This window comes from Pseudoalteromonas nanhaiensis (assembly GCF_051235485.1).
Lineage (GTDB): Bacteria > Pseudomonadota > Gammaproteobacteria > Enterobacterales > Alteromonadaceae > Pseudoalteromonas > Pseudoalteromonas lipolytica_C.
The window spans coordinates 132,468-145,558 of the sequence record NZ_JBPNYQ010000006.1; the positions used below are offsets into that span (position 1 = coordinate 132,468).

The 13,091-nt window shown below is 41.2% G+C and carries 13 protein-coding genes; 3 read left to right on the plus strand and 10 right to left on the minus strand.

Annotated elements, in window-relative coordinates:
- Positions 1 to 59 precede the first annotated feature (59 nt).
- Both ACSFVZ_RS08040 and ACSFVZ_RS08045 read right to left on the minus strand, forming a co-directional pair.
- Positions 60 to 1,463 (minus strand): sigma-54-dependent transcriptional regulator, encoded by a 1,404-nt coding sequence (locus tag ACSFVZ_RS08040; protein WP_135923857.1) that lies wholly within the window; start codon positions 1,461 to 1,463, stop codon positions 60 to 62.
- On the minus strand, positions 1,460 to 2,572 hold the full coding sequence (locus ACSFVZ_RS08045) for a sensor histidine kinase (protein ID WP_135923856.1): 1,113 nt from the start codon (positions 2,570 to 2,572) through the stop codon (positions 1,460 to 1,462). Before ACSFVZ_RS08045 ends, ACSFVZ_RS08040 begins: the two co-directional genes overlap by 4 nt.
- 128 nt (positions 2,573 to 2,700) lie before the next feature.
- Here ACSFVZ_RS08045 and ACSFVZ_RS08050 point away from each other — a divergent pair, with 128 nt between their 5' ends.
- Positions 2,701 to 3,288, plus strand: a complete 588-nt coding sequence (locus tag ACSFVZ_RS08050; protein WP_435558556.1) for a DNA-3-methyladenine glycosylase I — start codon at positions 2,701 to 2,703, stop codon at positions 3,286 to 3,288.
- 53 nt (positions 3,289 to 3,341) lie between these two features.
- Here ACSFVZ_RS08050 and ACSFVZ_RS08055 read toward each other — a convergent pair whose 3' ends face one another.
- On the minus strand, positions 3,342 to 4,781 hold the full coding sequence (locus tag ACSFVZ_RS08055; protein WP_138557426.1) for a sigma-54 dependent transcriptional regulator: 1,440 nt from the start codon (positions 4,779 to 4,781) through the stop codon (positions 3,342 to 3,344).
- Positions 4,782 to 4,922: 141 nt separating this feature from the next.
- A complete protein-coding gene (locus ACSFVZ_RS08060) occupies positions 4,923 to 5,708 on the minus strand; it encodes a flagellin N-terminal helical domain-containing protein (protein ID WP_435558557.1) in 786 nt (261 codons plus the stop codon).
- Positions 5,709 to 5,901: 193 nt separating this feature from the next.
- On the opposite strand from ACSFVZ_RS08060, the gene pseB reads away from it, so the two are divergent.
- Positions 5,902 to 6,903 carry a UDP-N-acetylglucosamine 4,6-dehydratase (inverting) gene (pseB, locus tag ACSFVZ_RS08065; protein ID WP_435558558.1) on the plus strand — a complete coding sequence of 334 codons (1,002 nt, stop codon included), beginning with the start codon at positions 5,902 to 5,904 and terminating at the stop codon, positions 6,901 to 6,903.
- A gap of 8 nt (positions 6,904 to 6,911) precedes the next feature.
- On the plus strand, positions 6,912 to 8,087 hold the full coding sequence (gene pseC, locus ACSFVZ_RS08070) for a UDP-4-amino-4,6-dideoxy-N-acetyl-beta-L-altrosamine transaminase (protein WP_435558559.1): 1,176 nt from the start codon (positions 6,912 to 6,914) through the stop codon (positions 8,085 to 8,087).
- Here the strand turns inward: pseC and ACSFVZ_RS08075 are convergent.
- Genes ACSFVZ_RS08075 through pseH form a run of 6 tightly spaced genes read right to left on the minus strand, consistent with a single transcriptional unit; the run spans position 8,079 to position 13,090 of the window.
- On the minus strand, positions 8,079 to 9,212 hold the full coding sequence (locus tag ACSFVZ_RS08075) for an acyl-CoA reductase (protein ID WP_435558560.1): 1,134 nt from the start codon (positions 9,210 to 9,212) through the stop codon (positions 8,079 to 8,081). The two genes, pseC and ACSFVZ_RS08075, sit on opposite strands and share 9 nt — an antisense overlap.
- Positions 9,196 to 10,239: a LuxE/PaaK family acyltransferase gene (locus tag ACSFVZ_RS08080; protein WP_435558561.1), complete on the minus strand. Its 1,044-nt coding sequence runs from the start codon at positions 10,237 to 10,239 to the stop codon at positions 9,196 to 9,198. Before ACSFVZ_RS08080 ends, ACSFVZ_RS08075 begins: the two co-directional genes overlap by 17 nt.
- Positions 10,223 to 11,569 carry an AMP-binding protein gene (locus tag ACSFVZ_RS08085; protein ID WP_435558562.1) on the minus strand — a complete coding sequence of 449 codons (1,347 nt, stop codon included), beginning with the start codon at positions 11,567 to 11,569 and terminating at the stop codon, positions 10,223 to 10,225. Before ACSFVZ_RS08085 ends, ACSFVZ_RS08080 begins: the two co-directional genes overlap by 17 nt.
- A 1-nt stretch (position 11,570) precedes the next feature.
- Complete coding sequence (locus tag ACSFVZ_RS08090) at positions 11,571 to 12,317, minus strand: SDR family NAD(P)-dependent oxidoreductase (RefSeq protein WP_435558563.1); 747 nt, start codon at positions 12,315 to 12,317, stop codon at positions 11,571 to 11,573.
- A complete protein-coding gene (locus ACSFVZ_RS08095; protein WP_119853507.1) occupies positions 12,307 to 12,549 on the minus strand; it encodes an acyl carrier protein in 243 nt (80 codons plus the stop codon). Before ACSFVZ_RS08095 ends, ACSFVZ_RS08090 begins: the two co-directional genes overlap by 11 nt.
- Position 12,550: 1 nt before the next feature.
- Positions 12,551 to 13,090, minus strand: a complete 540-nt coding sequence (pseH, locus tag ACSFVZ_RS08100) for a UDP-4-amino-4,6-dideoxy-N-acetyl-beta-L-altrosamine N-acetyltransferase (protein ID WP_135923846.1) — start codon at positions 13,088 to 13,090, stop codon at positions 12,551 to 12,553.
- Position 13,091: the final 1 nt, after the last annotated feature.

Consider the following 13,091-nt stretch of genomic DNA (forward strand, 5'->3'; position numbering starts at 1 on the left):
TTTGACAGCAAACAAGCCCACATGCTGTGAGCTTGTTTGACACTGTTTTGGAAGGAGAATTAGGCTGGCAGTGCAATCCCTAGATCGCGCATCTGCGCTAGTTTATATCGCAAGGTGCGAGGGCTAATACCTAAGGTCTCAGCCACCTCTTTTCGCTTACCATTACAGCGTGCGAGGGTTTCTAAAATAATACGATGCTCTTTGTCTTTAAGCTCGTCTTTGTAATTACCTTGCTCACTCACCTGTGGCACTGTATCTAAATTAACTTCAACGGGTTGCTCTTGATACACCGGTGCATTGTGCGGTGGCGTAGCAACTGACTTTATCTCTACCGTTAGTAACTCTTCAATGAAGACATCATCTTCATGAATGCTGTTACCATCACATAATATCAGCGCACGTTGAATAACATTATCAAGCTCTCGCACATTACCCGGCCAAGCATGTGTTAGCAGCTTTTGCTTAGCTGACTCGGTCAACATAGCAATGGGTTCTTTACTTTTCAGGCAATGGCGCTCAATTAAATGCTCTGCCAATACAACAATGTCGCCCGGGCGTTCTGCTAATGGTTTCCACATCAGCGGGAACACATTTAAGCGATAATATAAATCTTCTCTAAATAGATTTTCACTCACCGCTTCTTTTAAATCACGGTTACTCGTAGCTAAGACACGAACATCAAGCTCAATCGTTTTACGGCCGCCTAAGCGCTCTACTTCACGCTCTTGTAGTACACGCAGTAATTTTGCTTGCAGACCTAAATCCATCTCGGTGATCTCATCAAGTAAGATGGTACCGCCTTGTGCTTGTTCAAATTTACCAGGGCAGGCCTGAATGGCACCGGTAAACGCGCCTTTTTCGTAACCAAATAAGGTTGCTTCAAGCATATTTTCAGGAATAGCGGCACAGTTAATGGCAACAAAGGGAGCATCTGCTCGATTCGATTTATCATGAATATAGCGGGCTAACACTTCTTTACCTGAACCACTTGGTCCAAGAACCATAACACTGGCATCTGAACGCGCTACTTTGCTCGCAAGTTCGAGTAACTTAATACTCGATGGATCAGCAACAATTGGCCCGTCTGTTTCTTTTTCCTTTTCGGGTAAATATCGACTGACCATATTAAGCAATACTTCTGGGGCAAATGGTTTTGCCATGTAATCAATCGCACCTAAACGCATCGCTTCAACTGCATCATCAATGGTGGCATAAGCTGTCATCATAAGTACAGGTAGTTCAGGGTAGTTGAGCTTAATGCTGCGAAGTAAATCAAGGCCACTCATCGCGCCCATTTGTACATCGCTGACCACTAATGAATACGTGCCTTGTTTTAACAGCACCATTGCTTGCTCAGCACTATCTGCTGCGATGCAATCAATTCCTGACATTTCGAGTGTATCAATCAAAGCTTCTCGTAAGCCTGCGTCGTCTTCAACGACTAAAATTGCGTTCGTATTCATTTTGCCTCCGCTGACGTAAATTCTGCACTTATTGGCAGGATCAAGCTAAAACATGCCCCCCCATGGGCATTATTAGTCACTTCAACCCGTCCTTGGTGCGCATTAGCGACTGAACTCACAACAGCAAGTCCAAGCCCTGTGCCTTGGCTTTTTGTAGTAAAGAAAGGTTCAAATAATTTCTCGGCCTGACTCATATCTACGCCAGGACCGTTGTCACTTACACTGATGCGAACACTGTTATCATTTGCGGTGTCGCGCTCAGCACTAAGCGATACTTCTGCATGTTTGCCAATTATTTGAATACTGTTATGAATTAAGTTTTGAATCGCACTGGCAAGTGCGGTTTTATTACCCACAATCTCAATGTCTGGTTCTGGCAAGTTAACGGCTAAGGTACTTTGGTTTTGTGCAACCATTGCATCCGCCCCCGCTTTTACTTCATTGAGTAACTGTTGCATCGAGACACTTTCAACAACTTGCTGTTCGCCACTTTTTGCAAATAACAGCATGTCATTTACTTGGGTTTCTAAATCTTTTAAACGTGACATTAATTTAGTATGAAAATTACCACGCGAGCTTTCTGGTAAACGCTTTGAACCCAAGTTTGCGGCATAAAGCATGGCGGCTGACAACGGCGTTCTGACCTGATGAGCAAGCGAAGCAACCATTTTACCAAGCGCACTTAAGCGCTGCATATGTGCTACTCGTTTTTGTAAACGCCTAGTTTCTGTTAAATCTGTCATTAAAATTAACTGCCCTGGCTCAGGTGCAAGCGCAGTAATATCAAGCTTTATTAAACGCCCATCTTTGAGTGATACCTCATGACCATCATCTTGCTTTGGTCGAAATGAGCGCTGAATAACGCTAAACCATTTTTCACCTTCAAGCGGTTCACCCAGCATATCAATAGCAATTTGATTTGCTTTTGCAATCATGCCTCGACCATCTAAAACCACAACGCCCGCAGGCATAGTATGCACTAAATGACTTAGCCAACTAGCTTGCTGGCGAAGCTCACTCAACTCGCCAACATACTCTTCTTGCTGTAAGCATGGGTTATATTGATTAGCTGTGATAAATTGTGGTTTTAATACATGTGCCAAGGCCATAATCGATACTCAAAAAATCGTGTCTACACAGCTAAATGCACAATTCATACCATAATTATTTTTGTTTTATTTCAATAAATTAAAGTCAAAATAAACACCAACAAAAAAATGACACTTGCGAGGGAACAATGCAAAAAGAACACCACTGTCGCTGCCCGTGGCTCGACACCAGCAAAGAAGATTATGTGGCCTACCACGACCAAGAATGGGGGGTGCCATTATATGATGATCATCGTTTGTTTGAGTTTATAACCTTAGAGTCAGCACAAGCCGGACTTAGTTGGTATACCATACTTAAAAAGCGTGATGGCTATCGCAGCGCCTTTAAAAACTTTGTTGTTGAAGAGGTTGCCAAAATGACTGAGGACGACGTCGAGCAGTTAATGCAGTTTGATGGCATTATTCGTAATCGAGCCAAGATCGCCGCGACTATCAATAACGCGCAGCGTTTTATTGAAATTCAAAAAGAGTTTGGTAGTTTCTCAAACTACCAATGGCAGTTTGTAGGTGGTAAGCCTTTGGTAAACAACCTAGATAAACTAGAGGATTACCCGGCTATTACAGAAGCCTCCACAGCATTTGCCAAAGATTTAAAAAAGCGTGGTTTTAAGTTTTTAGGCCCAACGACTGTGTATGCGCATATGCAGGCCTGCGGTATGGTGAATGATCACAGTAATGATTGTTTTAGAAAAGCCGAAATAGTGAGTGAATATTAGCCGCAAATCTGCAGAAACATGCTTTATGTAGAGAGCGTTAAACCTACCGCGAGTTAATCTCGCGATAGGTTATACTTTTTCATCTTCTCAACGAGAGTTGTACGGCGTACACCTAAGATTTCAGCCGCACGCGCTACGACATAATCATAGCGCTCTAATGCTTGGCTAATTAAGCTGATTTCAAGCTCAGCAAGGTACTCTTTCAGCTCAATGCCTTCATCGGGTAATAAACCAGAGTCAACCGTTGTTGCTGGCGTATCAAGCTCTTCGTCTTCGTAATCACTAAAGCCTGTGCTAAAAATATCGTTGAAAGCATCTCGTTCCATCAGCTCTTCAGGGTACTCAGGCTCATACGCTTCGACCTCAATGTAACGATATTTAGCTGGTAGGTCTGGCACATCAACCACTTTATCAGGGAACATAATGACCATGCGCTCTACTAAGTTGGCTAGCTCACGGATATTTCCCGGCCATGCATGCTCTTTTAAGCTTTGAATTGCCCGTTCGGTGAATTTTGCTGTTGTGCCACTTTGCTCATTCACACGGCGCATTAACTCTTTTAAAAGTAGAGGAATGTCGTCAGCACGCTCACTTAGCGAAGGGTTTTCAATTGGAAACACGTTTAAGCGATAAAAAAGGTCTTCGCGGAAGTCGCCCTTTTCAATCATTTCTTCAAGATTACGATGAGTTGCAGCAATAATTCGTACATCAGCTTGAATAGGCTTTGTCCCACCTACTCGTTCATAACTGCGCTCTTGTAATACTCGTAAAAGCTTAACCTGCATTTGCAGTGGCATGTCACCAATTTCATCTAAAAACAGTGTACCGCCTTGTGCTAATTCAAAACGCCCTTTTCGCGCTGAAATTGCCCCTGTAAACGCCCCTTTTTCATGACCAAATAACTCACTTTCAAGTAACTCACCAGGAATAGCACCGCAGTTTACTGGCACAAATGGCCCGCTATTTCGTTTAGATAGTAGGTGAACGTTTCGTGCTACCACCTCTTTACCTGTGCCAGACTCACCTAAAATAAGTACATTGGCATCGGTTTTAGCCACCTGCTCAATTAAAAAACGAACATCTTTTACAGCATCAGTTTCACCAACAAGTCCATCAAACGATTTTTGCGACTTAGACTGTTTATGAGCACCGGGCAGCATACGCTGATATTGCTGACAGTCATGCAATAACTGAGTGGTTACGTCATGATTGAAAGGCTCACATATCAAGCCTACAACATTAGCAATACTAAGAAGGGGTTTGAGGGTTTCACCTATTAACAAAAATGGAATAGCTGGAAACTGTTTGATCACAGCTTCATGATTAAGCTGCTGTAGAGCCCCCAAAATGACCATACATTCTTGTTGCTGGTGTTTTTCACAAAATGCTTGAAGATTTGTTTCATCAACTAATTGTGCTGTTTCACCAATGAAGGTGAGTGAAGCATGTAAACCTATCGCACGATTATTATTATTGTCTAAAATTAAGATCATTATTGGCGAACCACAGTTACCACGGGGTTTGTTAATGTTAAATTGTAAGCGAGTTTAGGAGGGATGCAAGCGCTAAGCGGCAATTTATTGACATCAACGCCAAAAAATAGTCACTTAACGCCTAAAAACAAGACTAAAGTATTAAAGCAAACCTAGGATAGATTCTGCTGAACGATTCGCTTGACCACGTAAAGCGATTGAAGCTTGCGACAAAATATCGTTAGCTACTTGATCAGACACTGCTTTTGCGTAATCAGTATCTTCAATGCGGCTTCGACTCGCAGCAATGTTCTCCCGTTGGTTTCCCAACCCTTTTATCGTACTTTCTAAAGTGTTTTGGAAAGCGCCAAGTTCAACACGCTGATTATTAATCTCTTCAGCAGCTTGATCGCTGATATCAATGGCCGCTTGCGCACCTGCTTGGGTAGAAATATCAATACCCGCAATCACAGAAGCAATACTGCCATCTGAAGGCGTTACTGATTGCGTCGTGTTGGCATCAGGACCAACCTGAAACGACACTTGCTCACCATCAAATAAAGGTTTGCCAGCAAATGTCGCATTTTCAAATGTTTCTGAAATTTGCGTTTGCAATTGTGACACTTCTTCTTGTAGTGCTGCTCTGTCAGTATCTGTGAGCGCACCGTTACCCGCTTGGATAGACAGCTCTCTAATACGTGATACCGCATCATTTACACCTGATAGGTTTGATTCAGTAACTTGTGAATAAGAAATACCATCGTAGGCATTGTTGATAGCTTGGCTATAACCATCTTGCTGCGATGTTAATCTATCAATAATTTGCAGTGCAGCGGCATCATCTGCTGCTGAGTTTACTTTTTTACCTGACGCTAATTGCTCAGCAAGCTTATTACTCGCTTGCTGAGTTTGGTTTAAAAACCCGGTATTGGGTGATTGAATTTTCATGGCGGCCTCCGACAAACCGATTGCTTAAATTATAGCTTAATTTGCCAAAATTTGTACTTTGTACCATGGTTTAGATAAATTAACTTGGCATCTGACTTGCTAGAGTATTAGTTAATAGTTAAATTACTGAGAATTGTGTCAAAATTCTCACTTTGCGTATCAAACGCCAATGATAAATAACTCGGGTAACACTATGTTCGACAATAAAACAATTTTAATTACCGGTGGTACCGGTTCATTCGGTAAAAAATACGTCAAAACGTTATTAGAACGCTTTAAACCTAAAAAAATCATTATTTTCTCTCGGGACGAACTAAAACAGTTTGAAATGCAGCAAGAGTTTGACCAACCGTGTATGCGTTATTTCATTGGTGATGTACGCGATAAAGAAAGACTTCGCCGTGCCATGCGCGGCGTGAACTATGTGATTCACGCAGCAGCATTAAAACAAGTACCTGCCGCTGAATACAACCCAATGGAATGTATCAAAACTAATATTAATGGTGCTGAAAACGTCATTGATGCAGCTCTTGATAATAACGTAGAAAAAGTGATTGCACTGTCGACTGATAAAGCAGCGAACCCTATTAACTTATATGGTGCGACAAAACTTGCATCAGACAAATTATTTGTTGCTGCAAATAATATTGCTGGCGGCAATCGCACAACCTTTTCAGTAGTAAGGTACGGTAATGTCGTGTGTTCGCGTGGCTCAGTGGTGCCAATTTTCCAAAAATTTATTGACCAAGGTCGTGACCACATTCCAATTACTCATGAAGAAATGACTCGCTTTTGGATTAGCCTGCAACAAGGTGTTGATTTTGTTCTAACTAACTTTGAACGTATGTTAGGTGGTGAGATTTTCGTTCCAAAAATACCTTCAATTCGTATTACTGATCTTGCCAAAGCCATGGCACCCGATTTACCAATTAAGATTATCGGAATTCGCCCTGGTGAAAAGTTACACGAAGTCATGTGCCCGGCCGACTTATGCTTTGAGACGTACGAATATAGCGATCACTTTGTAATCGCTCCGGGTATTAAATTCAGTAGTCGTAGTAATGACTTCACTGTTAATGCGCTTGGTGAAAAAGGTGAACAAGTAGCCCAAGGATTCGAGTATAACTCACTTGATAACCCTGATTATATGAGCATTGAAGAAATTAAAAACTTCAATGTTCAAGCTTTACTGTAATACTTCTCATGACAAATAAGCTAATTCCCTACGGTAAGCAAAGTATTTCGCAAGATGACATTAATGCCGTAATTGATGTATTAAAGTCTGACTGGCTAACGCAGGGACCTGCGGTTCCGGCATTTGAAAGTGCCATTGCTGAATATTGCAGTGCTAACCATGCCTGTGCCACTAACAGTGCTACTTCAGCTTTACATATTGCTTGCCTAGCTTTAGGTGTAGGTATTGCTGACATCGTATGGACATCACCAATTTCCTTTGTCGCATCAAGTAACTGCGCACTGTATTGTGGCGCAAGTGTCGACTTTGTTGATATCGATCTTGAGACAGGCAATATGTCTGTTGTTGCCCTTAAAGAAAAACTAGCGATAGCCAAACAAAACCAGCAACTCCCTAAAGTTGTGATCCCAGTTCATTTAGCTGGCCAGTCATGCGATATGGCAGCAATCAATGAACTTGCCAAAGAGTATGGTTTTAAGGTGATTGAAGATGCCTCTCATGCTATTGGCGCCAAGTATAAAGGCAACCCTGTTGGCAGTTGTGATTACTCTGACATCACTGTTTTTAGCTTTCATCCAGTTAAGATAATCACATCTGCTGAAGGGGGTATGGCTGTTACCAACTGTGAAACGCTTGATAAAAAGATGAAACGCTTACGTAGTCATGGCATTACAAATCATCCTGATGAAATGACCGAGCTAAGTCACGGTCCTTGGTATTATCAACAAATTGAACTTGGTTTTAATTATAGAATGACTGAATTGCAAGCCGCATTAGGGCTTAGCCAGTTAAAACAATTAGATAACTTTATTTCTATTAGAAACCAAATAGCTGAAGATTTTGATAAGTACTTTACAAGTCAGGGGCTTGAGCCGTTAAAACAAAAGTCAGAGTGTTACAGCAGTTATCATTTATATATCTTGAAAATCAACTTTACGACCCAGCAACAACAAGCTCAGATGGTTACACGGCTAAGAGAGCAAGGTGTTCAAGCTCACCTTCACTACATTCCGATTTTTTTACAGCCTTACTACCAAGAACTTGGGTTTAATAAGTGTGACTTCTCGCAAAGCATGCAGTATTACCAACAAGCAATGACAATTCCATTGCATCCATCTTTGTCATCACAAGACATTGAATATATTAAGCAGACTGTGCTCAAAACTTATCAGCAATTAATTTGAAAACGCCATTAATAGATTTTCACCATCCCACAGGTAATTAAACATTAACGCTGAACCGAGAGATGTTATTCTAAGCGCTTGGGAAGATAACTTTTCAAGCTCTGAAGTGGTTAAGCCAAAACAAGAAACAGTTTGTAATTTTGCGTGTGTCGCAAAATCAAAATTTTCTAGTTCAAAGCTTAGTAAGAGTCCATCGCCTTTATGATCAGCTAAAATAGCTAAATCAAAAGGTGCAGCTTCACAAATTAAACCCGCAACAGATTTATAAGTGTTTTCGACACTAAATTGATGCATCAATAATAATCGCTGAAAGTTATATAAACGATTATATTGAGCGGTTTGTGAAAATGCTTCATCACCATACTGCACTTTATCCTTTAAAGACTGCCAGAATAATGCTTGTAAAGATTTGCTTGTTTTATGCCACAAAACCGCTTTTATAGAAGAGCAAGCTTGTTGTGAGAAAGGTACATAATCACGTGTAAAGCGTATAGCAGCATCTTCTATTTCAGCTTCACTTTCAAGATGTAACACGGCAATGGAGAAGCGATCTGGAAAGCAAATCTGGTTTGTTACGGGTGATTGCTGGTTAATTTTAGCAATTGCGTCATCACCGCCCCAAATTACCCGCATATCACATAGTTCACTAAAATATCGTGTTAGCTCTTCAGCTGAACTTGGGTAAGAAATAATGCAAATTAAAGCATGTAATACTGATTGAGGACGCTGACTTAAAAAGCGCTTTAGAGAATCAATTAGCTGATACGCTTCATCCCCACTTCGATCACTAATGCGCACTATGTTGCTGTTACCACACAGAATACTAAGGATTAAGCTGTAAAAATAAACGGTATCAACATTTGCTGGGGTAATATGAAAGATAAGCCCTTTCGGTGATGATTGAGCAAAGCTTTTAAAATCGCTCTTCATTGCTAATACGTTACTTTTACGGCACCAAAAGCCCAACGCCGAATGAGCATTAGAGTGCTGTGCTTTTAAAAGAAAAGTTGAAAAAGCAGTTATTTCATTTATGACATCATCACTAAATGCCGTGTCTAAACAGCTCAAGTTAGCCGGGTTACCAAATAAAAACTCTACTTGAGGATCATCAACTAAAGGTATCACTGCAACCCCTCACCTGCGACTTCGCCAAACGGCCAAGCACTGAAAAATATTTACCTAAGCGACCACAAGCACAATCATCTTCACCATGGATCACTCCTAAATCCTCGGTCAATAATCGATGACCAGGGTAACTCTTTGGTAAAACCGAATTAAGAAGAATCACGCCCGCTTGATTATTACCAAGAGGCTCAGCAGTGGCTGCATCAACAACAGTTATGTCTGACCAAACAGGTGCGTGTAAATGACCATGTTCACACTCAATATAAATGGTACCAGTTTGTTCAACCATACCGTAATAATCATGCACGCTAATAACGCCAAGAGATTGAGCTATTTGCTGCTTAAACATATTATTGCTTACCGCTGATTGCTGCATTTTTTTCCAGCCACCACCATGAAGTAGCATGCCTTTTGAAAACGAATAGCGTTTCCCCATTTGCACCAGCTGTTGAATAAACTGCTGCCAAACAATAAAAGTAAAGCCAAACATAAAAACTGGGGTGTCTTTATACTTCTCAAAAAATTGCTCAATGACTTCAATATTTAATGTCATGTCATCGTTTAATGCAAAATGTGGATCGCGGCCAAAAAACAACATGCCTTGAATACCAGCTGCGCGGGCGGACATACCAGCTTTCTTTTGTATGGTTGCCTTTGCATCAATAACAAGCATTGGAAGCCGTTGCTTCCCTAGCCAATGCTGTAAGGTTTTCGTTAAAATCCGGCTTTGTAACTGCGCAGTTTCAGAATCTAACGTTATTTTAGAGGTAGGTCCTTGCGTGCCTGATGAGGTTAGCAAACGATGCTGATCCTCGGCTGTAATACTAGTTAACAAAAACCCTTTAAATAATGGTACTGTCAAAGGCGATACTGGCTCACAGCCTTGTTGCAATCGCTGATACAAGGCACAGTGCTGAAGATGGTGGTTATCTAAAAAGCTTAATTGCGATGCAAGAAACGCCTGCTTTTGCGTTTTGTTTAAGCCATAAATTGGCAACTCGAGGAGTTGCTCATTGCTTAAGTGCATGATAATCCACCTTAGAGTTACTTAGTCTTGGGATCGCTTCGAGCACGACTGTTTGTATTAAACGACTATGGCACTTAAGCTTAGTGGCTAATTGTTTTATTACTTCCGCTTCGATAGGTTGCTCTGAATAAACAACTATTTCATCTTCACTACCAACACAGACCACTTCAAATTGGCACAAAGCGTCGAGCCACGATTGCAATTCATCAAGATTAATACGACGCCCAGCTATTTTACAGATGCGCTTAGAGCGCCCGACGATTTGATATAAACCAGATGGCGATTGTATTGCAATATCGCCGGTATGGAGCAAAGAAATATTTTCGAAATAGCTCAGCTCTGCCAGTGTTTCACTATAACCGCCAAATATATTACCACCACGAACACACAGCTCACCTTGGCTATCAAACTGCTTAACTCGTTCACCTTCTGAGTCAAGAAGCTGTAGCTCAACACCGGGGATCTCTTTACCAATAAAACCAATTTGACGACTAAAATACTCTGCGGGTAAATAGGCTATGCGCGCTGTTGCTTCGGTTTGACCATACATAACAAAAAAATCAATGTCATTGTTGTGCGTGTAATCACTTAATAATTGCCAATCACGTACAAGTAACTTACCACCAGCTTGTGCCATGTAACGAACATTGCCAAGCGGCATTTTTTCAAGGCCCAATCTATTAAGTAATTGATAACTCAATGGCACACCATAAAAGCTGGTCACCTCGTAGTGCTCAAAATTATGCCAAAAGTCAGCCGACATAGGGCTATCTGATTGCAGCACAATACTCGCCCCCACTGCTAAATGGGTATGCAAAATAGACAAACCAAACGAATAGGATAACGGTAAAAAGGTCATTACCACATCATCTTTGATTATCGGTAAGAACTGATTTATTGAAGCGCAGTTTGCCGCCAAGTTAGCTTTACTCAACTTGACCAACTTAGGGGAGCCCGTTGAACCACTGGTAGATAGTAACAGACATAGTTCATCAGCTAATTGATGTGTGTAATCACTTAATGAGTGAATCTTTTCTCCTTCAATAAGCAGATTAACTTGATAGTGCTCTAGTAGCGCATTTCTGTCGTTTTCAGCGAGGGCTGCATCAACTAATAACACAACATGAGATTGTCTAAGAGCTGCTAAGTAAAAAATGACAAAGTCGAGTGTTGATTGCGCAACTAAAGCAATTAAACAGCGCTCAGATGGCAATGAGTTTACGGCCTGCTGCACTTGAGCTTCTAGCTCATTGTAATCTATGCAATGGTCTTTGTAATAAAGCTTTGCCTCAGGGTTTTTATTATCTAATTGCCAAAACTCACCATGCATATTACAACCTTAAACCACCATCAACAGCGATATTTTGAGCTGTAATATAGCGACTTTCATCAGCTAATAAAAAACGAACTAAATTAGCGACTTCGCTTGCCGTGCCTAAGCGTTTTAGTGCTGACTTTTCAGCAAGTTGCTGCTTTTTTTCATCATCGTAGTGAGCAAGCAAAGGAGTGTCTATTACGCCCGGGCTTACACAGTTAACACGAATATTAAATGTACCAAGCTCTTGGGCAAGACTTTTAACCAATCCGCTCATCGCTGATTTCATACTTGCATAAACAACTTGCCCACTGCTTCCTTGTTCAGCCACAACAGAGCTTACAAGGACTAAACTGCCCTGTTTCGCTCTAAGCATCATTTTACTGGCGCTTTGACAAAGCATTAGTGCAGATTTTAAATGGACAGCGTATTGCTCATCAATTTGCTCTTCTCGTACCATCATCAATGGCGCTTCAAGCATACTTCCCGCGCAATGGACAAGCCCTGACAATGAACATTTTTGTTGCTGCAAATAAGCAAATATTTTCTTTATTTCAGCAGGAACAGACGTGTCGGCAACAAAAACAATAACATCTGCATCTGGATAATCCGCTTTAAGCGCTTGCTGCGCTGCTTGTAAACGTTGTTCGTCCCGCGCTACCAATAATAGTTTTGAGTCATCCTCTAGCAGTCGCTTTGCCACCGCAAAGCCAATACCGCTGCTACCACCAGTGATCAATACTCGGCTGCTATTACTCGTCAAATGACACCCCATATTTTGATAGAATTTGTTTGGCTTTTAAAAACGAACTCATATCAATAATATCATCCGTATCAAGCATAATATCAAATTGCGCTTCTAATTCTGCCACCAGCATCATATGGCTCATAGAGTCCCATTTGGGATGCTCTGAATAGCTTAACTGGTCACATACTTCGTCTTGTTCGATTTCTAATACGCTAACAAACGCATCTGTCAGTTTATTAAGTGACACATTAACCTCGGTTTAAAAATGACTTAAGTTTAGGCGTTGCATGAAAATAGTCGTCATGAGTTAACGAAATACTGACTAACGCCTGGTTTGTTGGGTGGTCTGCCAATTGGTAGCCAAGTTGTTGATTATAGCGGATTGCCGCTGTATTTTCTCGCCTTACTTCTGAATATAACTCTTTAACATTTAACTCATTAAAAAGATAATCAATCAATGCAAGCGAAGGCGCAAAGGCAATTAAATTACCCAAAAAATGAGTGTCACTGATATAAATACCAATTTCAGCGCGGTTGGCGTTTTCAATCGGCTGATCTGACTTAACATTAATCACGCCTATTGGCTGCTCTTTGTAGTAAATAACAAAATGACGTTGGCAATTATCAACCAACATATTCTTAAACCAAATTTGGTGATCATCCCATGGGATAGATTGTTGGTTGGTCATTTGCTGACGCACATGTGGCATGTTGCGCCACTGCCAGACACGCTCACAATCTTGTTCGGTTACCCGCTTTAATGTAACAGCATAATTTGCGATGTGCATA